Consider the following 26324-nt stretch of genomic DNA (forward strand, 5'->3'; position numbering starts at 1 on the left):
TGCGAACTGATGCCACAAGGATATATGCTTGATGCACAGACACTTCAAGGCCCTCATCGGTCCTGATCTGCGCCTATTCCTCGGCGATCGCCCGAATCCCGAGAGCGCCGCAGCCCATCGCCCTTATGTTCATTGAAAATTCAAGACAAGGGCGGTGATGACAAAAATGTAATATTACGATCCATGACTTAATCGCGAAGAATCGATGCTTTCATTCAGCTCCGACGTGAGCTGCGTCCTTCGGCCGAACGCTGAGTTCCCTCTGCCCGCAACCTCAACGCTGCCTCAGCCAGCGCGAGGGTCACACGCCTCAGCCAGCGCGCATCGGTACTGAACGGGCACTGTGAGGAGTCACACCCACCGATACTCGTACTCCGGCCGACCGGGAGTCCCATGCCTGGGCTGCTTGATCGCCTGTTTCGTCGACACGAGGTGCTCGAGGTAGCGGCGGACGGTGACACGGGACAGATCCAGACGCTGACCCACCTCGGTGGCGGAGACCGGAACAGCAGAATCGCGAACCTCGGCCGATACCGCCTCGAGGGTCTCGGCGATGAGCCCCTTGGGCAGCCGGGTCGAGGACACCGAGCGCAGGGCGGACAGGGCATTGTCGACCGATGCCTGCGTCGCCAACGACCCCGATCCGGTGAGCCCGCGCCGGAACTCCCGCTGATTCTCCAGCTTCTCCCGAAACATCGCGAACGTGAACGGCTTGATGAGGTACTGCGTGATCCCCGCCGAGATCGCCGACCGGATCACCTGCAGGTGCCGCACCGCGGTGATCGCGATGATGTCGACGTCCTTCCCGCGCGAGTTCAGCCGTCCGGCGACCTCGAGCCCGTGCGAATCCGTGAGGTTCATATCGAGCAGAACGATGTCGACCGGCGTGCCGGCCGCGTCGAGCTCGTCGAATCGTTCGATCGCCTCGTGGCCGCTCAGGCAGGTCCCGGCCACCTCGAATCCGGGCACCCGCTCGACGAAGTCGGCATGCGCCTGCGCGGTCATCGGGTCGTCCTCGACGATGAGCACCCGCAGCGCGGCATCATCCACGTCGGTCACCTCCTTCGACGATCGTATCGCCCAGCGGCAGGGTCACCGTGAAGATCGCCCCACCGTCGGATTCGACCTCGATATCCCCGCCGAGGCGGCGCACCGCCTGCCTGACCAGCACCAACCCGAACCCGCGCCCTCCAGGGCCCTCGACGTCTGATTTCGCGGAAGCGCCGAGGTGGAACAGCGCGTCGATCTCGTCGACGTCGACCCCCGGCCCGGAATCGGCGATCGTGATGATGAGCTCCGAATCCGCGGCGACGAAGTCCGCCCACACATGCTTCTCGACCGAATCGGCTGCGGCGTCGAGGGCGTTGTCGATGAGGTTGCCGGCCACAGTGACGAGGTCCTTGGCGTCAAGACTCTCCGGCGGCAGCTCCCCGGTCGCGGTGACCTCGAGTTCGATCCCGCGTTCGTGCGCCTGCGCAGCCTTGCCGATCATCAGCGCCGTGATGAACGGTTCGTCGAGCGAGCCGACGAACGAATCGGTCAGCCGCTGTGCCTCCTGCTTGTCCTTGACCGCGAAGTCGAGCGCCTCCTGGCTGCGGCCGAGTTCGATGAGCGTGGACACCGTGTGCAGCCGGTTCGCGTGTTCGTGCGTCTGTGCCCGCAGCGCCTCGGACAGGGTCGTCATCGTCGCCAACTCCCCCGTGAGTTCCTGAATGTCGGTGCGATCGCGCAGGGTCGCGACCGTTCCCCCGCCGGATCCGTGACTGCCGCCCCTGTCATGACCACGCGGCTGGCTCGCCTGCTTCTGGCTGATGACGAGGACACGGTCGTCGGTGAGGTGGATCTCATCGACTGCGACCCGGCCGGAGGTGAGAAGGTCACGCACGGATTCGGGGAGGGCCACCTCGGCGAGGGTGATGGGGGTCGACTCATCGGATGGAGGCAGTCCGAGCAGGGCCGCGGCCTCGTCGTTGTAGAGGACGAGCCGGCCGGAGTCGTCGACGAGGATGAGCCCCTCGCGCAGGGAATGCAGGGCGGAATCGTAGAACGCGAAGAGGCGCTTGAGCTCCTCGGGCCCGTAGCCGAGCGTGACCCGCCGCAGATACCGAGCCAACAGCCAGGATCCGAGTCCGCCGAGGGCGAGCGCGGCGAGCGCGACGATGATGATCTGCGGCAGCGACGCCGCCTGCGCCACGGACAGGGTCTCGAGCGTCACCCCCACTGCGACCATCGCGGTGACCTCGCCGTCAGCATCTTCGATCGGCACGATCGCGCGCACGGACGGTCCGAGCGTGCCGACGTATTCCTCGGTCTCGGCCTGCCCGGCGCGGGCCTTCGCGGTGCTGCCGAGGTACTTCCCGCCCAGCTGTTCCGGGTCCGGGTGGGTGTAGCGGGTGCCGTCGCGGTCCATGATCGTGATGAAGTCGACGTCGGCGGTGTTGATCACGGTCAGCGCGTAGGGCTGGAGACGTTTCGTGGGATCGTCCCCGGTCACCGCCTCGGTGACGAAGGGGTCGTGGGCGAGGGTCTCGGCGATGGAGAGCACGCGTTCGCCCGTGGCGTGGCGGATGTTGTTCAACGTCGTCACGTAGCTGGTCACCGACAGGGCGGTGCAGACGATGACGATGAGGACGAGCTGGACGAGGAAGAGCCGGCGGGCCAGGGGCCCGCTTCGACGAGCCCGGAAGCGTTCCCGGCCCCGCCGTAGTGGGGCCGGGGCGGAGTTCACTTCTTCTTGCTCTTCTTGCTGCCGCCGGAGATGAGGAGTGCCAGGCCGATCGCGGCCAGCCACGTGTCCTTGGCCACCGCGGTGCCGTCTTCGGACGGACGGATGCCGTCGTCCTTGGTCATCGAATCGATGGAGAAGTAGTTCGCGACGAGGCCTGCAGCAAAGGTCGTCAGTGCGGCCCCGGCGATGCGGGTGGGCACGAACGGCAGCAGCAGGGCGGAGCCGACGGCGATCTCACCGTAGGAAAGGAACTTCCCGAACTGGGCAGGGGTCATGTTTTCGACCAAGGGCACACCGTTGGCGGCCATCTGCTGCAGGCCGGCGGCGGTGTCCTCGTCCATGCCGAGCTTGCCGATGCCGGAGTTGAGGATGAAAGCGCCGGGAACTGCGCGCAGGAGTGCGGTGCTGATCTTCACGAAAGTGCTCCTTCTGATCTGGTGTCCTGACACCTCCACAGTAGTCGCGAACTGTGTCTGTGAACACTATGAACGCAACCGAGACACCGGTCACATCTCCTGCCAGAGTTGTCGGGTACATCACCACCGCGGCCGGTCAGTCGCGGACGTCCGGGTCCATCGCAGGGCTCTGACGTGAACACGACATGGAGGAACCATGGCAACGTCGCCACCGAATGACAACAATCCGGCACGCTCCGAAGAGAACTTCGGGAACGCCGCCGCGGATCACGCCACGACCTATGCGCGGCGGAAGAAGGACCGCACCCACTGGCTCTACATCATGGTCATCGTCGCCGTGATCGCCGGTGCCGCGATCGGTCTGCTCGCCCCCGATGCGGGCATCGCCCTCGAACCCCTGGGCAAAGCGTTCGTCGCTCTCATCAAGATGATCATCGCCCCGGTGATCTTCTGCACGATCGTCCTCGGCGTCGGCTCGGTCGCCCGTGCCGCCACCGTCGGCAAGGTCGGCGGTCTGGCGCTCATCTACTTCCTGGTCATGGCGACTTTCGCCCTGGTCATCGGCCTCATCGTCGGCAACTTCATCCACCCGGGCGAAGGCCTGCACCTCCAGCCGTACGAAGAGGCCTCCGGTGGCGAGGAAGGCGGCATGGTCGCCTTCCTCATGAGCCTCATCCCCGGCGACATCCCGGTCCTGCCGACCCTCGTGCTCGCGCTCCTCGTCGGCTTCGCACTGCAGTCGATGGGCAAGGCCGGCGAGCCCGTGCTCAACGGCATCAAGCACATCCAGGCCGTGGTCTTCAAGCTCATGATGATGATCATGTGGGCCGCTCCCGTCGGTGCCTTCGGTGCGATCGCCGCGGTCGTCGGCAAGACCGGCTGGGCCGCGATCGGTGCGATGGCGACCCTCATGGGCGCCTTCTACCTCACCTGCGCGCTGTTCATCGTCATCGTCCTCGGCGGTCTGCTCAAGATCGTCACCGGGCTCAACATCTTCCTGCTGCTGAAGTACCTGGCCCGAGAGTTCCTGCTCATCTTCTCCACCTCCTCGTCGGAATCGGCTCTGCCGCGTCTGATCGCGAAGATGGAGCATGCCGGTGTCTCGAAGCCGGTCGTGGGCATCACGGTGCCCACCGGCTACTCGTTCAACCTCGACGGCACCGCGATCTACCTGACCATGGCCTCGCTGTTCGTGTCCTCGGCGATGGGCATGCCGATGTCGATCCCCGAGCAGATCTCGCTGCTCGTGTTCATGATCATCGCCTCGAAGGGTGCGGCGGGCGTCACCGGTGCCGGCCTTGCCACTCTGGCCGCCGGCCTGCAGTCGCACCGCCCGGAGCTGCTCGACGGCATGGGCGTCATCGTCGGCATCGACAAGTTCATGTCCGAGTGCCGTGCCCTGACGAACTTCACCGGCAACGCCGTGGCCACCCTGCTCATCGGCAAGTGGACGAACGAGATCGACCTCGACCAGGCTCGCGCCACGCTGTCCGGCCAGAGCCCGTTCGATGAGCTCTCGCTCCAGCCCGACGCCCACGGCCCGGCCCCGACAGCCGCGGAAGAAGGCGAGAAGGAGAAGGCCACAGTGAGCTGACCGTCGAGTCCCGACTCACACCACCACGGGTGCCGTCGTCCTCATCGTGAGGACGCCGGCACCCGTGGTGTTTCGTCTCCCCTCGCCGAGGTGGCCCTGGCCTGACGTACTGCTGTGACGAGGGGTTCGAATCATCGGAGCAAGAAAAACTCCTGGCCGGCCAATCCACGTGCGTGAGCCTTCCGAATGGCACATGTCCGTCCCCATACGGACGATTGCAGCCGATGTCAGAAGAGGACAGGGACCATGAAGAATCTCAAGCTCATCAACGCCCGCGCCGTCTCCGGTGCCACACTCGCGACCATCGTCATCGCCGTCGGTCTTATGGCCGCACCCGGGAGCGCCTCCGCTGCCGAGACCTCTCCGGCCTCTTCGACCGAAGCCTCGGGGGCACTCATCAACGGCCCGATCATCGATCTGGGCGACCTCCTCGGCGATATCAACATCGGACAGTTCCAGTAACGACCGATCCTCTGCCGCCGTGCTCACGTGATCCGACCACCGGGTTGAGCTGAGCACCCGCGCGCCTCCCTGCCGCCGGAGACCTCGCTCAAGGAAACCCCCACCCACTGCGAAAGACACGATGACTGACGAGAACACTCGAATCGACCTCACCTCAGCACAGCGCGGAATCTGGTACGCCCAGAAGATCGAACCCGACAACCCGACGTTCCAGATCGGGCTCTATGTCGACATTCGCGGGCCGCTCGATGTCGACAGAATGCGTGAGGCGGTCGCCACGACCGTTGCCGAAGCCGACTCGCTCAACGTCGTCTTCGGTGAGGACGAAAAGGGACCTTTCCAACAGCTCGGACCGGCACGCAGCCACCTCCTGGTCCGTGACCTGCGGACGGAGTCGAGCGAGGATCCCGAAGCCTCGGCCCATGCGCTGATGCAGGAGGATCTCGACACCGTCCACGATGTCGATGAGGGTGACCTGCTCCGGTCCCAGCTGTTCCACCTCGGAGACGACCACTGGATCTTCTATCAGCGGGCCCACCACCTCCTCGTCGACGGCTATTCCGCCGTCCTCGTCCTCCGCCGCGAATCCCAGGTCTACCGAGAGCTGGCCGAGCCGGGAACAGGACCTTCGGACTGGCCCTTCGGCAGCCTCGACGATCTGGTGGCCGAGGAGGCTCAGTATCGTTCCTCGCAGCGCTTCGCCACCGACGCCGAGTTCTGGAAGCAGGTGCGCTCCGAGTCGGAGACGGCCACCAGTCTAGCCGAACGTCCGGCATCACCGGCACGACGGCTTGTCACCTGCAACGCCGACATCCCCCAGGAGCTCTCATCACGCCTGGCCGGTTCGCGGTCGGCGCCGACGCTCATCCTCAGCGCCGCAGCGGCCTACCTGCACCGCATGACCGGACGAGAGTCCATTTCGGTGGGCCTTCCGGTCACTGCCCGTCGCAGCGCCCTGTCCAAATCGGTGCCGTCCATGATGTCGAAGATCCTGCCGGTGCAGATGCAGGCAGCACCGGAGATGACGACGGCGGATCTCGTCGCCGGCGCCGGCGCGACGCTGCGCGAAACGCTCATCCACCAGCGCTTCCAGTATCAGGAGCTGAGCACCGACAGCGACTACATCGGGCCTTCGGTCAACATCTTCCCGCACGTCGATGACATCGACTTCGGAATGACGACCGCCTCGCTGCACCTGCTGTCGACCGGCCCGGTCGATGACCTCTCGATCATCATCCACGGCATCGGAGCCGATCCCAGCTCCGAAGGCGGCAGCAGCCCGGCCATCGTTCGGTTCGAGGCGAACGCCGAACTCTACGATCAGCACAGCCTCGCCGAGCACCTGCGGCAGTTCCTCTCCGTCCTGTGCCAGTTCGATCCGAGCGGCGATCAGCACCTGGCGGGACTCTCCCTCATCGCTGCCGACGAGTCAGGCGAACTCATCGCAGGGGGCAAGGGACCCGAGCAGAGCCTTCCCCGCCACACCGTGGTGGAGGAATTCTCCCGCCACGCCCGCAGGTCCCCATTCGCCACCGCGGTCGTCGCCGAGGACGGGCACATCAGCTTCGGCGAACTCGACCGCCGCTCGACTCAGCTCGCCGACCGCCTTCGGGATTTCGGTGCAGGGCCCGGGGCTCGCATCGCGGCGCGCTTGGGCCGGTCCACCACGCTGCCCGTCGCCGTGCTCGGAATCCTCAGAACAGGTGCCGCCTACGTGCCCCTCGACCCCGACTATCCGGCCGACCGCATCGAAGCGATGATCGCCGACGCAGCGCCGGTGCTCGTCATCAATTCCTCAACCGTGTCGGGTCCCGCCGGAGAGACGAACATGACCACCGACCGTCCCGTCATTGACATCGATGCGGTACCGCAGTCGGCAGCGCCCGCGCCCGAGTCGACCCAGACCGGGTCGACACCTGCTCCCGACGACCTCGCTTACGTCATCTTCACCTCCGGGTCGACCGGTCGACCCAAGGGCATCGGGGTCGAACACCGATCACTGCTCAATCTCTTCCACAGTCACAAGGAGACCATCTTCGATCCGGCCGCCCGTCGACTCGGACGAGGACTGCGCGTGGCACACACGGCCGGGATCTCCTTCGACGCCTCCTGGGATCCGCTGCTGTGGCTCTTCGCCGGGCACGAACTCCACCTCATCGACTCGGTCACCCGCCGCGATCCCGAAACCCTCACCGACTACTTCTCCACCCACGGCATCGACTCGATCGAGACGACGCCTTCATTCGTCAAGGCTCTTCTCGCCCACGGCACGTTCAGCGGCACCGAGCATCCCAGCGTCGTCGCCCTGGGCGGAGAAGCGGTCGAACGTGGGCTCTGGGACCAGCTCGCGGCTCTGCCCGAGGTGGACTCCTACAACCTGTACGGACCGGCGGAGACGACCGTCGACAGTCTCACCGCACCCATCGTCGCGGGCGCGTCACCCGACCTCGGCGGCTCCGTGGCGAACACCAGGCACTATGTCCTCGACTCCCGGTTGACCCCTGTCCCCGCGCAGGCGCGTGGGGAGCTCTACATTGCGGGGCTGAATCTGGCGCGCGGCTATGTGGGCCGGCCGGCCACCACATCGGAACGGTTCATCGCCGACCCCTTCGCCGACGACGGCTCCAGGATGTATCGCACCGGCGACATCGTCCGCAGACCTCTGGCCGGGGGAATCGAGTTCCTGGGCCGGGCCGATGAGCAGATCAAACTGCGCGGCTACCGCGTCGAACTCTCCGAGGTCGAGCTCGCCCTCCAGTCGGAGGACCGGATCCGGTCGGCCGCGGTCGTCCTGGGACAGAACCGGGCCGGCTACAGTCAGCTGCTCGGCTACATCACCGCCGATGAGCAGATCGATGCCGCCGAGGTGCGCCGACACATGAAGACGCGCGTGCCCGACTACATGGTCCCCTCATTCATCACGCAGATCGAGCGGATTCCCCTCACGGTCAACGGCAAGCTCGACCGGGCTGCGCTGCCGGAACCGGAGTCGACGCGATCGGGATCCGCGGCACCGAGGACAGTCGAAGAGCAGGCCGTGGCCGAGGCCTTCGCCCAGGTGCTGGGAGTGGAGACCGTCGGCATCGACGATGACTTCTTCGAACTCGGTGGGCACTCCCTGCTCGCCACCCAGCTGGTGGCCTCACTGCGGAAGCGATTCGCTGCCCCACCCGCCCTGAGCGAAATCTTCCACCATCCCACCGTCCGCGAACTCAGCGCCGGGCTCGACCTCGGCGACACGGCGGAAGAGCCTGCAGACGAACTCGTCGCCGCAGACCGTCCCGCGACCATTCCCCTGTCCTACGCGCAGAGCCGTCTGTGGTTCCTCAACCAGTTCGACCCGACGTCCGCGGCCTACAACATTCCGCTGACCCTGCGCATCCGCGGAGATCTGGACACCGATGCTCTGCGTGCTGCGATCAATGATGTCGTCTCTCGGCACGAGAGCCTGCGCACTGTGTTCCCGTGGACCGAGGGTCAGCCCCACCAGGTGATCCGCGCCGCCGACGATGTACAGATCGCCCTGCCCATTGTGGAGATCAGCGAGGACCTCGTCGATCACACCGTCGATGCAGAGGCGACACGCGGCTTCGACGTCTCGACGCAGCTGCCGATCCGGGCCCTGCTGGTCAGACTCGGTGCCGAGGATCATCTCCTGCTGCTCACGCTGCACCACATCGCCGCCGACGGCTGGTCACTGAGACCCCTGGCGAAGGACCTCTCCGATGCCTACCGCGCTCGGGCTCGCGGCACCACCCCCACGCTCCCCGAGCTGCCGATCCAGTACGCCGACTACGCACTGTGGCAGCGGAGGGCTCTCGGCTCCGAGGAAGACCCCGACAGCGAGATCGCCGACCAGCTGGCCTATTGGAAGAACGCGCTGAGCGGAGCTCCGGTCGAACTCAGGCTTCCCGTCGATCGACCCAGGAGCGCGCAGAACACCGACCGCGTCTCCCGCAGGATTCCGATCGACATCGACGCCGAGACCCACGCCGGTCTGCGCCGGCTCTCCGGCGAGCGCAACGCCAGTCTGTTCATGGTCCTGCAAGCCGCCTTCGCTGTGCTGCTGAGCAGACTCGGTGCCGGCAGCGACATTCCCATCGGCACTCCCGTCGCCGGCAGGACGGAGACGAAACTCGACGACCTCATCGGCTTCTTCGTCAACACCCTCGTCCTGCGCACCGACACCTCCGGCAACCCCAGCCTCGTCGATGTCGTCGATCGGGTCCGCGCGTCCAACCTCTCCGCCTATGCCAATCAGGATGCGCCGTTCGAACGAGTCGTCGACGAACTCGCTCCCCCACGCTCGGACCAGCTCCATCCTCTGTTCCAAGTCATGCTGACCCTGCAGAACACTGCCCCGGCGGCCCTGGACATGGGTGACCTCGACGTCGAACCCGCACCCGGGCCCCAGGTGTCGGAGGCGAAGTTCGACCTCCTCCTCGACCTGACCGAACGCGAGAACGACGGCGCGGCTCATAAGGCCAGTGACACGCACGCGGCGGGTGACATGCACACCGTCAGTGAGGCTGCCGGCATCACCGGGTCCCTCGAGTTCGACTCCGCGCTCTTCGACGAATCCACCGCCGAAGCCATCGCCGCACGATTCGTCCGTGTGATCGACCAGTTCGCCGCCGACCCGCACACACCGCTGCGCGAACTCGAGGTGCTGCGCCCGGACGAGCTCGCAGAGATCCGCGCTCAGGGTCAGGGCCGTGACGCAGTCGCACCCGGGTCGACGATCCTCGACGTCCTCGAGTCGACGATCAGGAGCCATCCCGAACGTCGGGCGCTCATCGCCGACGACGGTGAACTGACCTTCGCCTGCCTCAGGGCACGCATCGACCAGATCGCTCATGTCCTGGCCGCCCGAGGGATCACAGCGGGAGACAGCGTCGCCATTGCCCTTCCCCGGTCCGCCGACGCCATCGCGGCACCCTTGGCCGTGCTCTCGATCGGGGCAGTCGCTGTGCCCATCGACCTCAGCTACCCCGGAGAGCGGATCCGGCTGATCCTCGACGCGAGCGCCCCCGCAGCCGTCATCACCGACGAGATGCAACTCCCGGTCCGCCCGGGCACAGCGATCGGCACCGCCGAACTCCACACCGCCGAGGTGGGTCGACGTGACGATCACACCGCCGGACTCGGTCGCCGCGGGGCCGACCAACCGGTCCCGAGCGACCGCGCCTATGAGATGTACACCTCGGGTTCGACCGGCACCCCGAAGGGGGTGGCCGTCCCTCACAGTGCTCTGCTGAATCTGCTGGCCCATCATCGGGAGACCATCTTCGCCGAGGCGGGACTCGACGTCGGACCGGTCCAGGCGGCGCACACGGCGGGCTTGGGCTTCGACGCCGCCTGGGATCCGGTGCTCTGGCTCGTGGCCGGAGCGAGTCTGCACATCGTCGGCGACGAGATCCGGCGCGATGCCGAAGCACTCGTCCGATTCTGCAGCGAGCATGAGATCCGGGCCCTCGAGACCACCCCGTCGTTCGTCAGGCAGCTCATCATCTCAGGGCTGCTCGAGGACGACACCGGTGTGGACCGCGTCCCGCTGTCGCTCGCCCTCGGCGGAGAGGCCGTGCCCGAGGATCTCTGGCAGGAGCTTGCCGAGAACCCCGCGGTGCGTGCCCACAACTTCTACGGTCCCACCGAATTCACCATCGATTCCGTCACCGCCGCGGTCGAGGGAGACAGGCCCACCATCGGTCATCCGATCAGGAATGTTCGAACCATGGTCCTCGATCAGCATCTCTGTGAGGTGCCCCATGGAGTCGTCGGCGATCTCTATCTCGCAGGCGCCGGAATCGCCTCCGGCTACGTCAACAGGCCGAAGGAGACGGCAACGCGATTCGTCGCCGATCCTCTCGAACCGGGCGCTCGGATGTACCGGACCGGCGACCTCGTGCGCCGACATCCCGACGGCAGCCTCGACTTCGTCTCCCGCGATGACGACCAGATCAAACTGCGCGGATACAGGGTCGAGCTCGGAGACGTCGAGAACGCCCTGGTCTCGGGCAGCGGCGTCACCCAGGCGGCGGCCATCGTCGAGAATCCCACGGATCCCGAATCGGCACGGCTCATCGGCTACTACACCGGGGACGCCGACGAGGCCGCCCTCCGCGATCACCTCGCCGCCCAGCTGCCGGCACCGATGGTCCCCCACATCCTCATCGGTCTCGATTCGATCCCGCTGACCTCACACGGCAAACTCGACCGTTCCCGACTGCCTGCCCCCACTGCTTCGGGGACCACGGACTCCAGAGCCGCGCGCAGCGCGGACGAACACATCATGTGCCGAGTCTTCTCGTCCGTGCTCGGTGCTGATGAGATCGGCCTCGACGACGACTTCTTCGACCTCGGCGGGCACTCGCTGCTGGCGGTCTCCCTCATCGGCCGCATCCGCACTGCCTTCGACACCGAGTTGCCGCTGCGCGCAATCTTCGACTCCCCCACCCCGGCTGCACTGCTGAATCGACTCGAGTCTCGCGGCCGCACCGAGCCGGCACCCGCCGAGGAGCCCGCGATGACGGCCCAATCGGCCGACGGTGCGCCGCACCTGAGCCTCACCGCGTGGAGTCGGTCGCACGGGCAGACCCGCCCGCAGCTGATCCCTCTGTCCTATGGGCAGGCGCGGCTGCACTTCCTCAATCAGCTCGACACCGATGCCTCGGACTACACCATCTCCCTGGCTGTCCGATTCTCCGGAGAGCTCGACGCGGATTCTCTCGGCCAGGCGCTGACGGACGTGATCGCCCGACACGAGATCCTGCGCACCGTCTACCCCAGCGTCGATGGCAGCCCCGTCCAGCAGATCCTGCCCCCGGACGCCGGCGAGGGTCTCATGGCACGCCGCACCACAACCTCTCGCACGCAGACCGCGGAGCGAATGCGGGACGAGGCCGCCGTCGGATTCGACCTGAGCCGCGACCTTCCCATTCGTGCGAGCCTCTTCGCTGAAGGCGACGAGTGGGTCCTCCACCTGGTGATGCACCATATCGCCACCGACGGCGCCTCGCTGAGACCTCTGACGCAGGACCTGTCCACCGCCTATGCCGCACTGCGCGGCTCGGCCCATCCGATGCAGCGGACCCTCGAGGTCCAGTACGCCGAGTTCGCGCTCTGGCAGCGCCATGTCCTCGAGGGCGAGGAAGCCCCGGCAGCGGAGGCCCCGCTCCTGGAACGAAAGGTCCGGGCGTGGCACGACCGGCTCGAGGGGATTCCCACCGACATCAGCCTGCCCGCCGATCGTCCCCGTCCCACGACCGCCAGGCAGTCGGGTCGTCACCATCACTTCAGCCTCGACGCCCGCACCTCTGCCCGTCTGGCAGCGGTGGCCGCGGAGAACGGGGCCAGCCTGTTCATGGCGCTGCACTCCGTGCTCGCGGGCTATCTCAGCAGGCTCGGTGCCGGTGAGGACATCGTCATCGGTTCCCCCAGCGCCGGCCGCTCGGACCCGGCGTTGGAAGACATGGTCGGACTCTTCGTCAACACCATTCCGATCCGCACCGACACCTCGGCGGGCCCCGGCCTGCGCGAGCTCCTGGCTCGCACCCGCGCCGCAGTCATCGATGCTGTGGAACTCGACGACGTGCCGTTCGAGCGTCTCGTCGAATCGGTCAATCCGCCTCGCGAACTGGGACGCCATCCCCTGTTCCAGGTCATGCTGTCCCTCGAGGAGTCGGCAGCACCGAAACTCGAGCTGCCCGGGGTGACCACGAGCCTCGAACCTGAGGTCGAAACCGGTGACGCGAAGTTCGACCTCTCGTTCACATTCCGCCGCAGCGATGCCGAGGCAGGGCTCGCGGTGGTCCTCGACTTCAACTCATCGATGTTCGACGCGGAGACAATAGCCGGCATCTGCCGACGATTCTCCCGATTCGTCGATGAGGCCGTGCAGGATCCCGAACGACCGCTTAATGACATCGCCCTGCTCGACCCGGTCGAAACGCGGACGGCGATCGATTCCCTCACCGGCCCGGTGCCCGCGGACACGCCACCACCGGTGCTCGACGTCTTCGCCGCCACGGCAGCCCGACTGCCCGATGCCATGGCGGTCCGGTCCGACCAGACATCAATGTCCTACCGCGAACTCGACGCGGCTTCGTCCGAGTTGGCGCACGAGCTCATCGACCAGGGAGCAGGTGCCGGCGAAACGGTCTCCGTCCGACTGAGTCGCGGCCTCGGCGTCATCGTCGCCACGCTGGCCGTGCTCAAGTCCGGTGCCGCCTTCAACCCGATCGACATCGACTACCCCAGTGGCCGCACCACGGCGATCCTCACCGACGCCGAACCGCTCATCGTCATCACACAGCCGGGCGGCCCCTCAGAGCTCGCGCCCCTCCTCGCCGATGCCGGGATCACCCCGAGCATCGTCGAGATCTCGCCGGCCGACGGTTCGGTTCGCACCTCGCCTGCTCCTCAGGGGACGCCGATCCCAAGGGGAACCGCTGCGACCACGACCGCGATGCCGCCCACGCCTCATCATGATTCGGCGGCCTATGTCACCTTCACCTCCGGCTCGACCGGTCGACCCAAGGGCGTCGAGGTCGGCCACTCGGCCCTGGCGAACCTCCTCGCCTCCCACCGCACACGGCTCCTGCCGACCCCGAGCGATGAGGCCGATCGGATTCCGGTCGCCCACACCACCGGAATCGGCTTCGACGCCGCCTGGGATCCCCTGCTGTGGATGGTGGTCGGGCATCCGCTTCACATCGCCAAGGAGACCGTCCAACGCGATCCACAGCAGCTGGCGGCCGATCTGCGCAGACTCGACATCGGGTTCTGGGAGACGACACCGAGCTACCTTCGCCTGCTGACCACCGAACCGGAATTCGAGCGCATGATCACCGAGGCCGCGGAAGAAGACTCTCCGATCATCCTCGCCCTCGGCGGGGAAGCGATCGATCCCGATCTCTGGCAGTGGCTGCGCGACCACCCGGGCATCATCGCCCACAACCTCTACGGACCCACAGAGACCACGGTCGACGCATTCGCCGCGCCTGTGGGCGCCTCCCCGACGCCGATTCTCGGGGCACCGCTTGAGCGCATGCGCGGATACGTCCTCGATGAACGCCTCCATTATGTGCCGTCCGGCACGGTCGGGGAACTGTATCTGGCGGGTGAGCAGTTGGCCCACGGGTATCGGGGCCGACCGGGGCTGAGCGCAGAACGCTTCATCGCCGACCCCCATGGCGGCCCGGGCGAGCGCATGTACCGGACCGGTGACCTCGTCGTCCGGCACGAGAGCGGAGAGCTCGTGTTCATCGGTCGCAGCGATGATCAGATCCAACTGCGCGGATACCGGGTCGAACTCGGGGAGGTCGAGCGCGCACTGCGCCAGGCACCGGGCGTCAGGGACGCCGTCGTCCGCCCGTTCGGCACGGACCCTGCCACCATCCAGCTCGTCGGCTATATCGTCGCCGGGGCCGGCGCGAGAACGGAGACCGACGCCGAGCTCGCCGAAGACGCAACCGGGACGTCGTCTCGGGACCTCCTCGCCGATGAGGTCCGCGACCATGTGCGATCGCTCGTTCCCTCATACATGGCGCCCTCGCACCTCGTCGTCATCGACGAGATCCCTCTCACCGCTCACGGCAAGATCGACGAGGCGGCCCTGCCCGATCCGTCGACAGCGGCCGTCGGATCGCGGCTGATGCCGCGCACGCCGCAGGAGGAGACCGTCGCCGCGATCTTCGCGCGCGTACTGTCCCTGCCGCGTGTCGGCATCGATGAGTCGTTCTTCGAACTCGGCGGGCATTCATTCCTCGCCCGGCCCTTCATCGCGGCCGTCAACGAGGCCTTCGGGGCCGATCTGTCGGTCCAGGCCCTGTTCCGCTCACCGACCGTCGAACAGCTCGTTCGCGAGGTCGGCCGAGGCGGTGCGGACTCCATCGCCGACAGCCTCCACCGCCTGCTTCCGCTGCGCTGCGCGGGTTCGAAGCCGCCGCTGTTCGCCGTTCATCCGGCCACGGGCATCAGTTGGGGATTCGCCGCGATGCTCCACGGCCTCGATCCGGATCGTCCGCTGATCGGCCTGCAGATGCCCGGCCTCTCACCCGGGGACCCGGCGGAGATGACTGCCCGGACGCTGACCGAGCTCGCCGACGACTACATCGACCATCTGCAGACGGTTCAGCCATCGGGCCCCTACCACCTGATCGGGTGGTCTCTCGGCGGCGTCCTCGCCCACCGTCTGGCCACCCGCCTTCAGGAGCAGGGCGAGTCCGTCGCGTTCCTCGGAATTCTCGACGCCTTCCCCACCGGGCAGGAGCGCAACGCCGATGTCGGCGAAGGGTCCGAGCTGTGGGCGAACTACCTCGGCGCCAATCATCCGGCGATCACGGAGACGACGGAGGGTCTCGATGACGAACGGGCCCTGGAGATCCTGCGTGCACACGGTGATCCCCTCGGCAATGTGGCACCGACAACCATAGAGGCGATGACCCGCGGGTTCTTCACCCTGGCCAGACTGATCCGCGAGGCCCCGGTGGAGACGTTCGACGGTGAGCTGGTGCTCTTCACCGCGACCCGGGACGTTCCCAGCGGCACCCCCGGCCCCGACTCATGGCGCCGATTCGTCACCGGCGACATCCACGTCACCGAGGTCGATGCCCGGCACTCGGACATGCTGAGTGCCGAGGCGCTCGACGAGATTCTTCCCGTCCTGTCCATCCACATGGACGAGGCCGCCGAATCACAGATGAGTTCCATCCACTCCTGGAACCAAACCCCGCCAAGCAACACCACTAGGAGCTGAAAACCCGTGAATAATCCCTTCGATGACACAACAGGGACCTTCCGCGTGCTGGTCAATGACCTGCAGCAGCATTCGCTGTGGCCGTCGTTCGCCGATGTGCCCGCGGGATGGGTCCTCGTGTTCGGACCGGCCAGCCGCGACGACTGCCTCGAATTCGTCGAGGAGAACTGGACGGACATCACTCCGCGCCGGCTCGCCGAGATCGCCTCATAGTGATTCGCCTGGAGAATCTGAGGAAGAACTATGGGGCCTTTCGGGCTCTCGACGGCATCAGCCTGGACATCGAGGAGGGACAGATCTTCGGTCTCCTCGGCCCCAATGGGGCCGGGAAGACGACGACCGTCAAGGTTCTGTCCACACTGATCCGCCCCGACTCCGGCACCGCCGTCGTCGCAGGTCACTCGGTGACCGCCGATCCCACGGCCGTCCGCCGCAGCATCGGCCTCTCCGGCCAGTACGCGGCCGTCGATGAGAAGCTCACCGGGTACGAGAACCTCGTCATGGTCGCCCGCCTCTACGGGATGAGTCGCCGGGAATCGGCGGGCCGTGCCCGCGAGCTGCTGGCCGAATTCGGTCTCAGCGACGTCGCAGGCAAACGCGCAGGCGCCTATTCGGGAGGCATGCGGCGACGACTCGACCTGGCCTCGGCCCTGGTCGTGCGTCCGCCGGTGGTCATTCTCGACGAACCGACCACCGGGCTCGATCCGCGCGCGCGGCTCGACACCTGGGAGGTCATCACCACCCTGGTCAGAAGCGGCACCACCGTGCTGCTGACGACCCAGTACCTGGAGGAGGCCGACCAACTGGCCGATCGCATCGCCGTCATCGATTCCGGACAGGTCATCGCCGAGGGAACCTCCACCGACCTCAAGGGCAAGCTCGGTGCCGAACGCATCACACTGACGCTGACCCACCGCGACTCCCTCGACAGAACCCTGCGGATCCTCGACCGCATCTTAGGCGACTCCGCCCACCCGCAGACGGACGCGTCGGGACTGCGCATCACCGCGTCCGCACCACTGGGACAGAGGGATCTGCTGCAGGTCCTCGCCGCCTTGGAAGACGAGGGGCATTCCGTCACCGAGGCGGCCCTGTGCCGTCCGACGCTCGACGACGTGTTCCTCGATCTCACCGGACAGCCCACCTCGGCGAGGCCCTCACGGACACCGGCCGACACCGCCGAGGTGGGAGCATGACCACGCTCGTCTCCGCCGCTCGCGACAGCTCCGTCATCGCCTGGCGCAATCTGCTCACCGTCCGTCGGACTCCGGGGGCCCTGGTCACGGGGGTCGTCCAGCCGGTGATCTTCGTCTTCCTCCTCGCATTCGTCTTCGGCGGCAGCCTCGGCGGTGGGCCGTACCGGGAGTTCCTCATCGGCGGGATCCTGGCTCAGACGCTGACCTTCAATTCCTCCTTCACCGCCGTCTATCTCGCCAAGGACCTCCAGCTCGGACTCATCGACCGTTTCCGTTCGCTGCCGATGTCACGGGTCGCCGTGATTCTGGGCAGAACATCCTCGGACCTGGTCACCAGCCTCATCTCCGTGGCCGTGACGATGATCTGCGGTCTGCTCATCGGGTGGCGCATCACGGAGGGATTCGGCTCGGCCCTGCTGGGCGTCACGCTCCTGCTGCTCTTCAGCTTCGCCATGTCGTGGATCGGTGCGGTCATCGCACTGACGGCCAGGAGCGTCGAGGTGGCACAGAGCCTCGGCCTCATCTGGCTCTTCCCCGTCACCTTCATCTCCGGAGCCTTCGTCTCGATCGACACCCTTCCGGGCCCGCTGCAGACGATCGCCGCATGGAATCCGATCACCGCGGTCGCCACCAGCGTCCGAGAGCTGTTCGGCAACGCACCGCCGGCAGGGTTCGTCACCAGCACGGGCTGGGCGGCCGACAACGCCGTCATCTATGCGCTCCTCAGCTGCGTCGCGGTCATCGCCGTCTTCTCGCCCATCGCCGTCTCCCAGTACCGTCGGATCAGTCGGAGATGACGAGAGCCGCGATCGAATACCTCATCAGCGACATCACAGCGATCGAACGGGTGCTCGCCGATCACCCGTGGCTCGGTTCGCTGCTGTCACCGGACGAGGATGCTCGCGCGGACCGTTTTCGCAGACCCGCCGATCGGGCCACGTTCCGAGGGGCGCATCTGATCTTTCGGCTCATGGCGGCTCGCCGCCTCGGCATCGATCTCGACGAGGCCGGCGAATTGGAGCTGATACGCCGCTGTCGCACATGCGGCGGCCCCCACGGCAAGCCGGCGATCCCCGGGGCGGAACTCAGCCTGTCTCGGTCGAACGGGGCCGTGGCGATCGCCTCGGCGCCTGGGACCTCACCGATCGGAGTCGACATCGAACAGGTCCCGCCCGATGTCTTCTCCGGCTTCGACGACTACGTACTCGGCCCGACGGAGACTGTGCCCGAGGGCGGCGATTCCGTGCGTCGGCGCATCGACGTCTGGGTGTGCAAGGAAGCCGCGGTGAAGACCACCGGGCATGGGCTGTCCGTGCCGCCCGGTGATCTCACGGTGACCGAGGTTGCCGACCGGCGATCAGGAATCAGCCCGCGCGGACGATGGACGGCCGCGATCGCAGCCCCCGGATATTCCGAACTCGACGCACTCAACATCTCTCGGCTCACGTGCCCTCGACCCTATGTCGCGGCGTTGTGCAGTGCCGCTCGAATGCCCGTCGAGGCTGTCGGTCTGCAGGAGATTCTCGCCGGACGGTGAGGGTGCATGCAGCCCAGCGAGACAAGCCTCCTCAGGACAGAGCCCGATCGCCGAGGACTTTCCCCGGGTTGAGGTTCTGTCCGGGGTCGGTGGCGCGAAATACGGCATCGACCATGAATGCCCCCGGCTCGCTGATGTCGTCGACGAGCCACGGCTGGTGCTCGGTGCCGACTCCGTGGTGGTGCGACAGGCCTCCACCGGAGTCGATGAACTCCTGCTGAATGCTGTCCTTGACGTCCTGATACTCCGCCAGCGCTGTGTCCTCGTCCGTGTAGGGAATCGCGAAGGTGAAGTACAGGCAGGCGCCGCCGTGATAGCTGTGGGACAGATGGCAGAACATGAACCCCGGTCCGCCCTGCTCGCTGCGGGTCTGGCGGAATCGCTCGTGCACCCGAGCATGGACGTTCTTGAGATCTCCCCACGTCACTCCCGTCTCGCAGACATCGCCGAAGACCTTGTAGTTGAGCAGGAAGTCACGCAGATACGGGGTGTCGAACTTCTTCTGATCGTAGACGGCGCCGGGCCCGGAGCCGAGGCTGATTCCGCCTCGGTGAGCGATGAGTTCCTTCACCTCGGCCTTCTCACGTGCCACGCGCTCCTTCGACCCTTCGAAGCAGACGTATGACAGGCACATGCCTTCTGTCGTGTCCCACCCTTTGGACCGCAGGTAGGCGAACAGGGCGTCCTGACCGCGAGCCGCGATCGTTGCCTTCACACCCTTCGGCTCAGAGACCATCGCGAGACTGAACCGAGTCTCGGGCCCGTCTGAGAGACGGGTGAACGCGGGCGTGACCTCGGAACGGGCGATGTCGTGCATGGCCTCGACTCCACTAGCCCAATCGGGGAAGAGGTAGGCGATGACCTGCCGCACCTTCGGCAGCCGATGCACCTGCACCGTGCATTCCGAGATCACACCGAGACGGCCTTCGCTGCCGAGGACCATCTCATGCACCGAAGGACCCGAATCGCGGCCCGGAATGGGCTTGCTCACCATGACGCCACGAGGGTGGACGACACGAAGACCCCGCACGATGTCTTCGATGTCACCGTACTTGTCCGACTGCATTCCCGATGACCGGGTCGCCGCCCATCCTCCGAGGGTCGAATAGCTGAACGAGTCGGGGAAATGACCCACCGTCCATCCGCGAAGATTGAGCTGCTCCTCGAGGTCGGGGCCATATGCTCCGGCTTCGACTCGCGCGAGGCCCGAATACTCGTCGATGTCGATGACTCGACGCATCCTCCCGAGATTCAGCGAGACGATGGGACGCTCCTCATCCGGACTCGGGGTCACTGAGCCGGAGATGCATGAGCCGCCGCCGTAGGGAATGAGCACGAGATCGCGGTCGAGGACGAGAGCGAGGACAGCGGCGATCTCATCCTCGCTGCCGGGGTAGACGACGGCGTCGACGAGGCGGGTGATCGGCTCGTGGCGCACCCGGTAGAGGTCCGGCAGGGAGCGGCCGAACGAATGGATCACGCGCAGTTCGTCGTCGACGCTGACATTGTCCGACTCGACCACGGCGCCGAGCTCGTCGAGAAGCGTCGATGACATTCGCGACTCAGGTATGGTCAGATCGCTGAGCACCGGGGTGGTCGGCCGCGGAGCATTCCAGAGGTCGAGACCGACTTTGTCCTTGGCGATCGCGGCGAAGTCGGGTTTGGTCTCCCACCGGAAGTCGACTCCTTCGGCTCCCCAGCCCCACCAACGGTGCCGTTTGACGTCCTGCATTCTCATGGGTTCGCTCATTTCTTCGTCCTTTCCGGCGATTCAGCGTGTTCACTGCCGACACCGATGTCATCGGCTCCCGCGGCGAAGAGCTCCGCCACGAGCTGCCGCACCCGCGCGGTGAGTTCAGAAAGCGATTCCTCGTCTCGGGCGGTGACCGGTTCACCGAAGACCACACGCACGGGCGGCCTGCCCGAAACAGGCCACGATCGTCCCTTGGGCATCGCTTCGAAGCCGCCGATCACGGCGGTCGGCACGATCGGGACCCCTGCGTCGACAGCCAGTTTGATCGACCCCGCCTTGAAATCGGCGATCGTGCCGTTCTTCTGGCGGCCTCCCTCGGGAAACAGCAGGACCGGCACCCCAGACCTCAGAAGGGCGCGAGGGACCTTCGCACTGCCGCGAGCAGCTTCCCGATAGATCGGAAAGGCATTGAAGAGCCAGCGGACGAAGAGCCGCTTGTGCCACGAGGTGAAGAAGTAGTCGTAGGCGACTCCGGTTGCCAGAAAGCGCGACTGCTTCCGCGGCAGGCTCTGCGCGATGATCGGCGCATCGAGATGGGAGGTGTGGTTGGCGATGACGAGGAAGCCTCCGTCGAGCCGGCGTACTGCCGGCGCAATCGTCACCGTCTGTGTGATCGTCGAACGGACGAGGCCGCGGAAGAGGACACGCTGGAGAAGGAATCTCAGTGTTGCGCGCGAGCGGGATCGGTACTTCGTCGGCGCCGGTTGTGGGAGAGTGTGATCAGTCATCACTGAATGTTCGGAGCCGACACCACTGATGGATTGGCATTCCGACGACATTCTTCGTATCTGGCGCGCGGCGACCGGCTGCGAAAGTGACTCGCAATGATCACCGGAGTCCGAGTGAGTTCTTCCAGTATTGAACATCGTCGCCCTAGACCTCCTGTTGCCGTCGGGAAGTGAGTGCATCAGAGAGGTGATGGATCACCGGACGCGGTAGCAGTCGCAACGTCATCGAAATGACCTTCCATCGCAGCTGCGGCACGGAGATCCTCTTCCCACGTGCGACGTCTCGAAGGCATCCCTCCACGAGCATATCCGAGTCCATCCAGAGGAACCCGGGAATCGATGTTCCGGCAATACCGGCTCGGGAATGAAATTCGGTGCGCACCCAACCAGGCACCAGAGCGGTCACGTTCACTCCCATGCCCGAGGTCTGCACGGCAAGCGCCTCCGAGTAGTTCTGCGTCCACGCCTTGATGGCGGTGTAATTATTCTGGGTCAGACTCGCACTGACAGAACAGACGTTGATGATCCAACCACGTCCCCGCTGCTTCATCGCCCGAGCGGCGGCTCCACCGATGACCAGGACAGCGCGCTGCATCACTTCGAACCCCCGATCGTGGTCGGAGACATCGTGACTGAGCAGGCTCGAACGCACAGAGAAGCCCGCATTGTTGACGACGATGTCGATGTCGGGTTCGGAACCGGGTTCCTCGATCCGCGCAGCCACCTCAGCCTGGGCCTGCCTGTCCGCGAGGTCGGCGACCATCGTTGCGACGTGCACCCCGAAATCGCTGCGGATCTGCTCTGCGAAGGTTTCCATAGCGATCGGATCTCGAGCCACGAGAACAAGGTCGACGCCGCGCTTGGCGAAGGCGCGGGCAAATGCCGCACCGATGCCAGCGCTGCCACCGGTGATGAGAGCCACATTCATATTGCTACGATACAGGCATCCATCAATGCGACCGCACCGAATCACTGATGACCGCTGCGTCCGTCCATGCCACACTGTCCTCTCTCCGATAGGTTCCCGAATGCAACAAAGTCGATATCTCCTCACGGGTGCCACCGGGTTCCTTGGTCAAGCGGTGCTTCAAGCCCTGCTCGAAAGTGATCCCCACGTGCGCGTCACCGCACTCGTGCGTCCCCGGGGGGACCGGTCAGGACATGATCGTCTGCAGCGGATCCTCGGTAAGCCGGTCTTCGCTTCCTGGATTTCTGAGGTCGGCGAGGAGGCAGTGCATGAGGCCTTCGATTCACGTGTCACGGTCCTCGAGGGCGATCTCGCTGATCTGCCGCCACTGACCGATCGCTATGACGTCGTGATCCACTCCGCGTCGAGCGTGTCCTTCGACGCCGCCATTGACGAGGCCTTCCACACCAATGTCGGCGGAGTCAAGCGACTCTACGCCGCCTTGGCGGAATCGAATCAGGATCCCCACGTCATCCATGTCTCAACAGCCTATGTCGGAGGAATCGCAAAAGGTGTCGTGCAGGAGTCCCGGCTGGGTCACACCGTCGATCATGACGGTGAGTTCCGAGCCGCACAACTGGCCAGGGAGAGCGTCGAGGCAGAGTCCAGGCAACCCGAGAAGCTGCGCCGTTTCATCCAGATGGCTCAAGCACAGAGCTCTCGGATGGGCCCCAAATCCGTCGCAGCCGGCGCAGAGGCTGCCCGGGAGAAGTACGTGAGGGATCGGCTCGTGGAGTTCGGGCGCACCCGGGCACAGTCGCTGGGCTGGACGGACATCTACACCTTCACCAAGGCTCTGGCCGAGCGCATCGGCGAGGAGTGGGCCGCCGCAGGCCATCAGGTCTCCTTCGTTCGCCCGTCCATCATCGAATCTGCCCTCCGCCGGCCGAGCCCCGGTTGGATTGACGGCTTCAAGGTCGCGGATCCGCTGATCATGGCCTACGCCAAGGGAAGCCTGTCGGAATTCCCCGGGCACGCCGACTCGGTGCTCGACATCATCCCCGTCGACTATGTCGTCAATGTCATCCTCGCCCTTGCCGAGCAAGGTCCTCTCGAGCGGCAGCCTGCCGACCACGACAGCGGCTCCGGACAGCCGGACCGAGGTCATTCGGACTACTACCAGGTCGTATCGGGCATGAGCAATCCCCTGCCGTTCCACCAGATGGTCGGAACCGTCCGCGAGTACTTCCTCGACCATCCGCTGCCTGACAGCGAAGGTGTTCCCATGGCGGTGCCCGAATGGAGCTTCCCCAGCTCCGAACTCATCGAACAGCGCATCCGGCTGAAGGAACTGGCTACGGGCGTCGGCCGCGAAGTCGTCGAGCGGCTGCCCGCCTCGACGCGCACACGCGCCCTGACCTCACGGCTGCGCAAGACCGACGCCAAACTGAAGTCACTGCGTCAGTTCGCCGACCTGTACCAGCAGTACACGAAGACGGAGATGATCTTCGACGATGCGAACACGAGACGTCTGCTTGAGCGGCTGCCGGAGGACTGCCCGACCAATCGCAGGTTCGACGTGACCGAGATCGACTGGACGGAATACTTCCAGGACGTCCACATCCCGGCGATCACAGAACTCACCCGCAGCTATTCGCGCAGACGCCGACAGAGCGAGGCCACGCCCACTCCGCGTCCCCTGCCGCCCACTTCCGAGGCTCTGGCCGTCTTCGACCTCGACGGGACGGTGATCTCAGCGAACATCGTGCAGCAGTTCGCGGCGGTCGTGCGCGCCACGCAGCCGATCTACAAGTGGCCGGCGATGATGGGAACGATGGCCGGAGTCGTCCCCGGACTGCTGCGCGCCGAGTACCGCGACCGTTCGGACCTCATCCGCATGGTCAATCGCCGATATCAGGGCTTTCGCCTCGATGAGCTCCGAGCGGCCGTCACCAGCCGCCTCGGGCAGACGATCCGCGACTCCATCCGCCCCCAGGCTCGGCAGCTCATCGATGAGCACCGCGCGGCCGGTCACCGCACGGTCCTGCTCACGGGCGCTCTCGACGTCCTCGTCGAACCTCTGTCCGATCTCTTCGACGAGGTGGTCGCAACCCGGATGGACGTCACAGATGACGGTGTTCTCTCGGGGTTCCTCGCGAGCCCTCCGCTGGTCGATGAAGCTCGGGCGAACTGGCTGCGCAAATACGCCGACACCGTGGGCGCCGATCTGGGACGTTCGACCGGCTACGGCGACTCTCTGGGCGATGCCGCATGGCTCGAACTCGTCGGCAGTCCCGTTGCCGTCACTCCGGATCTCGGTCTCTACGGCCTGGCACTGAAGAAGCGATGGAAAGTGATGGAATGGTGACAAGCGACAGAACACTCCGCAGCCCCCTCGTCGAACATCCGCCCGGGCATGTCAGAGGACGACTGTTCTCCGATGCAGAGCATCCCATCGTGCTCCGCACAGCATTCGATGTCGACGACTATCTTGCTCACGCTCGAGGACGCATCGAAGTCGACTCAGAGCGCATCGAGGTGACCGGAGACGTGGCACGCGATCTCGGCTTCCTATGGCGACTGGAGAACTCGGCGCTGGCCGAGACCCGAGCGATGTTTGCCTCCTGGACTTCCAACGAAGCGCGGATCACAGCCTTCGTGACGGGATGGGGCTACGAACGGTACTGGTTGGCGCGGGCACTGCGCGACATGCTCGAAACCACCCTCAGCCCTGAGGACCTTCGCGGGGGCAGGTCACGGAGACTGCGCGGAATGTGGGTCGAACGGGGCCTGCCGATCCTCGCACCTGTCGTCGGCGGACTGGTCAAGGAACCTCTCACCGCCGGGCACATGGCCAGGCTCGCGATCCAGGAGGCGGGCCTCCAGGCAGCTGAACGGGCAGTGCGTACACGACTCAGCGGTGAAGCCGCTCGCGTCCTGACCGAAATCATCGACCGGCGCGAGGCGATCATCCGCTTCTTCCGTTCGGAGGCGGTGGCTCGGATCCGACGATCACAGATCGAAGCAGTCACCGCTCGTGCTCACCTCATGCGGCCGTGGGCTCCCCTGCGGATCGTCGGAGTGCCCGAACCGGATGAAGCCAGCGCTCTGACAAGCATCTTCGCTTCTGCATCCGACAGACGACGCCTGATCGACTCGGATGCCGAGATCGGACGATTCCTGCTGGGGAACCCTCAGCCTTCGATGAACCAAGTGACGGCGGCGCTGCGCTCGACGCGCAGAGCCCATGCTCAAGCAGGGAGAAACCATGGCCTTTGACTTCGACAAGTACGCCGAGACGTCCGAGGCGGTGAACTGGACCGATCTGGATCTCGATGTGTTCGATGACATGCCCTTGGACAGAGACACTCTCCGGTCGGTGCGATACATGTGCGACGTCGAATACCACACCACATGTTTCGTCAGGGAGCTGCTCGTCACTCCTTCACACAGCGAGGACGCCACGGCGGCATTCATGACCATGTGGAACCGTGAGGAGTTCTGGCACGGCGAGGCATTGGCCGCCGTGCTCGAGAAACACGGAATCCACGTCGATTACGACGAGGTCAAAGCCAAGCGGATGAGCTTGGGGTGGAAACTCGCTCTCGGGCCTGCAAAGCAGTCGCTGCTGTCGAACATGGTGGGCACGGACTTCATTGCCGTGCATATGGCTTGGGGTGCGGCCAACGAGCTCTCCGCCACAGCCGGATATCGCAGGATGGCGGCGATGCAGGACCACCCGGTGCTCTCTCCGCTGCTTGAGCGCATCGCCAAGCAGGAGACTCGACATGTGGCGTTCTACACGACTCAGGCACGACAGAGGCTCGAGGACAACCCACGAGCTCAGAAGATCGTGCGCCTGGCGCTGGGGAAGCTGTGGAAGCCCGTGGGCTCAGGGATGATGGACGATGCCGAAGTCAAGCACGTGATGAGTCATCTCTTCCAGGATCACACAGACGAACTGGACAAGCTCGATAAGAGCGTCCAGAAGCTGCCGGGTCTGGATTCGCTGACCATCTTCCGCGATGCCTTCGCCCGCTTGGGAGTCGGCTGATTGCAGCCGATTCCGCGAAGGATTACTCAGGTTTCTTCTCCATCCGCCCATCCGGACCGGGCACCGCACCGAATACCCAGTACACAGCGAGCAATGGAGATCACTTCACAGCTGTGCGCGAATACGCATCACTGTTGATTAGGAGAAGAACAATGAAGACACTGCTTCGCACACGCACCGCCACCATCCT

16 protein-coding genes are annotated in these 26324 nt (G+C 65.5%); 10 read left to right on the plus strand and 6 right to left on the minus strand.

Annotated elements, in window-relative coordinates; translation table 11 throughout:
* Nucleotides 1-351 precede the first annotated feature (351 nt).
* From HK401_RS19720 to HK401_RS19730, 3 genes are read right to left on the minus strand one after another with little or no spacing between them, the layout of a single operon-like run.
* The gene (locus HK401_RS19720) at nt 352-1059 is read right to left on the minus strand and encodes a response regulator (RefSeq protein WP_309136057.1); all 708 of its coding nucleotides are present in this window, start codon (nt 1057-1059) and stop codon (nt 352-354) included.
* Nucleotides 1043-2728, minus strand: a complete 1686-nt coding sequence (locus HK401_RS19725) for an ATP-binding protein (RefSeq protein WP_181276369.1) — start codon at nt 2726-2728, stop codon at nt 1043-1045. The genes HK401_RS19720 and HK401_RS19725 overlap by 17 nt, the downstream gene beginning before the upstream one ends.
* Entirely contained in the window at nt 2725-3144 is a 420-nt protein-coding gene (locus HK401_RS19730; protein WP_181276370.1) for a hypothetical protein, read from the minus strand. Before HK401_RS19730 ends, HK401_RS19725 begins: the two co-directional genes overlap by 4 nt.
* 322 nt (nt 3145-3466) lie before the next feature.
* On the opposite strand from HK401_RS19730, the gene HK401_RS19735 reads away from it, so the two are divergent.
* From HK401_RS19735 to HK401_RS19765, 7 genes are all read left to right on the plus strand, one after another.
* On the plus strand, nt 3467-4738 hold the full coding sequence (locus tag HK401_RS19735; protein WP_258234365.1) for a cation:dicarboxylate symporter family transporter: 1272 nt from the start codon (nt 3467-3469) through the stop codon (nt 4736-4738).
* A gap of 246 nt (nt 4739-4984) precedes the next feature.
* Complete coding sequence (locus HK401_RS19740; protein WP_181276372.1) at nt 4985-5200, plus strand: hypothetical protein; 216 nt, start codon at nt 4985-4987, stop codon at nt 5198-5200.
* A 121-nt stretch (nt 5201-5321) separates the two neighbouring features.
* The gene (locus HK401_RS19745; protein ID WP_181276373.1) at nt 5322-15959 is read left to right on the plus strand and encodes a non-ribosomal peptide synthetase; all 10638 of its coding nucleotides are present in this window, start codon (nt 5322-5324) and stop codon (nt 15957-15959) included.
* A gap of 6 nt (nt 15960-15965) precedes the next feature.
* Nucleotides 15966-16172, plus strand: coding sequence for an MbtH family protein (locus tag HK401_RS19750; protein ID WP_135810413.1), 207 nt, complete (start codon nt 15966-15968; stop codon nt 16170-16172).
* Complete coding sequence (locus tag HK401_RS19755) at nt 16172-17155, plus strand: ATP-binding cassette domain-containing protein (protein WP_181276386.1); 984 nt, start codon at nt 16172-16174, stop codon at nt 17153-17155. The genes HK401_RS19750 and HK401_RS19755 overlap by 1 nt, the downstream gene beginning before the upstream one ends.
* Nucleotides 17152-17952 carry an ABC transporter permease gene (locus tag HK401_RS19760; protein ID WP_181276374.1) on the plus strand — a complete coding sequence of 267 codons (801 nt, stop codon included), beginning with the start codon at nt 17152-17154 and terminating at the stop codon, nt 17950-17952. Before HK401_RS19755 ends, HK401_RS19760 begins: the two co-directional genes overlap by 4 nt.
* Nucleotides 17949-18692, plus strand: a complete 744-nt coding sequence (locus tag HK401_RS19765) for a 4'-phosphopantetheinyl transferase family protein (RefSeq protein ID WP_181276375.1) — start codon at nt 17949-17951, stop codon at nt 18690-18692. Before HK401_RS19760 ends, HK401_RS19765 begins: the two co-directional genes overlap by 4 nt.
* A 31-nt stretch (nt 18693-18723) precedes the next feature.
* Here HK401_RS19765 and HK401_RS19770 read toward each other — a convergent pair whose 3' ends face one another.
* The 3 genes from HK401_RS19770 to HK401_RS19780 all read right to left on the minus strand — a co-directional run bounded on the left by HK401_RS19770 (nt 18724) and on the right by HK401_RS19780 (nt 22101).
* The gene (locus HK401_RS19770; protein ID WP_181276376.1) at nt 18724-20442 is read right to left on the minus strand and encodes an FAD-binding oxidoreductase; all 1719 of its coding nucleotides are present in this window, start codon (nt 20440-20442) and stop codon (nt 18724-18726) included.
* Nucleotides 20439-21173 (minus strand): lysophospholipid acyltransferase family protein, encoded by a 735-nt coding sequence (locus HK401_RS19775; RefSeq protein WP_258234362.1) that lies wholly within the window; start codon nt 21171-21173, stop codon nt 20439-20441. Before HK401_RS19775 ends, HK401_RS19770 begins: the two co-directional genes overlap by 4 nt.
* A gap of 145 nt (nt 21174-21318) precedes the next feature.
* Nucleotides 21319-22101, minus strand: a complete 783-nt coding sequence (locus tag HK401_RS19780) for an SDR family NAD(P)-dependent oxidoreductase (RefSeq protein ID WP_181276378.1) — start codon at nt 22099-22101, stop codon at nt 21319-21321.
* Nucleotides 22102-22201: 100 nt separating this feature from the next.
* Here HK401_RS19780 and HK401_RS19785 point away from each other — a divergent pair, with 100 nt between their 5' ends.
* The 3 genes from HK401_RS19785 to HK401_RS19795 all read left to right on the plus strand — a co-directional run bounded on the left by HK401_RS19785 (nt 22202) and on the right by HK401_RS19795 (nt 26134).
* Nucleotides 22202-24448: an HAD-IB family hydrolase gene (locus HK401_RS19785; RefSeq protein ID WP_181276379.1), complete on the plus strand. Its 2247-nt coding sequence runs from the start codon at nt 22202-22204 to the stop codon at nt 24446-24448.
* Nucleotides 24449-24537: 89 nt separating this feature from the next.
* Complete coding sequence (locus HK401_RS19790) at nt 24538-25359, plus strand: hypothetical protein (protein WP_181276380.1); 822 nt, start codon at nt 24538-24540, stop codon at nt 25357-25359.
* Nucleotides 25349-26134 carry a ferritin-like domain-containing protein gene (locus HK401_RS19795; protein WP_181276381.1) on the plus strand — a complete coding sequence of 262 codons (786 nt, stop codon included), beginning with the start codon at nt 25349-25351 and terminating at the stop codon, nt 26132-26134. Before HK401_RS19790 ends, HK401_RS19795 begins: the two co-directional genes overlap by 11 nt.
* The last annotated feature ends 190 nt before the right edge of the window (nt 26135-26324 follow it).

Origin of the sequence: Brevibacterium oceani (genome assembly GCF_013623835.1) — a bacterium.
In the GTDB taxonomy this organism is placed as follows: Bacteria; Actinomycetota; Actinomycetes; order Actinomycetales; family Brevibacteriaceae; genus Brevibacterium; species Brevibacterium oceani.

Excerpts from the sequence above, each read along its gene's own strand:
- HK401_RS19735 (WP_258234365.1), top strand. The coding sequence starts at position 3,467 with ATGGTCATCGTCGCCGTGATCGCCGGTGCCGCGATCGGTCTGCTCGCC.
- HK401_RS19740 (WP_181276372.1), top strand. The coding sequence starts at position 4,985 with ATGAAGAATCTCAAGCTCATCAACGCCCGCGCCGTCTCCGGTGCCACA.
- HK401_RS19745 (WP_181276373.1), top strand. The coding sequence starts at position 5,322 with ATGACTGACGAGAACACTCGAATCGACCTCACCTCAGCACAGCGCGGA.
- HK401_RS19760 (WP_181276374.1), top strand. The coding sequence starts at position 17,152 with ATGACCACGCTCGTCTCCGCCGCTCGCGACAGCTCCGTCATCGCCTGG.
- HK401_RS19765 (WP_181276375.1), top strand. The coding sequence starts at position 17,949 with ATGACGAGAGCCGCGATCGAATACCTCATCAGCGACATCACAGCGATC.
- HK401_RS19770 (WP_181276376.1), bottom strand. The coding sequence starts at position 20,442 with ATGAGCGAACCCATGAGAATGCAGGACGTCAAACGGCACCGTTGGTGG.
- HK401_RS19775 (WP_258234362.1), bottom strand. The coding sequence starts at position 21,173 with ATGACTGATCACACTCTCCCACAACCGGCGCCGACGAAGTACCGATCC.
- HK401_RS19780 (WP_181276378.1), bottom strand. The coding sequence starts at position 22,101 with ATGAATGTGGCTCTCATCACCGGTGGCAGCGCTGGCATCGGTGCGGCA.
- HK401_RS19785 (WP_181276379.1), top strand. The coding sequence starts at position 22,202 with ATGCAACAAAGTCGATATCTCCTCACGGGTGCCACCGGGTTCCTTGGT.
- HK401_RS19795 (WP_181276381.1), top strand. The coding sequence starts at position 25,349 with ATGGCCTTTGACTTCGACAAGTACGCCGAGACGTCCGAGGCGGTGAAC.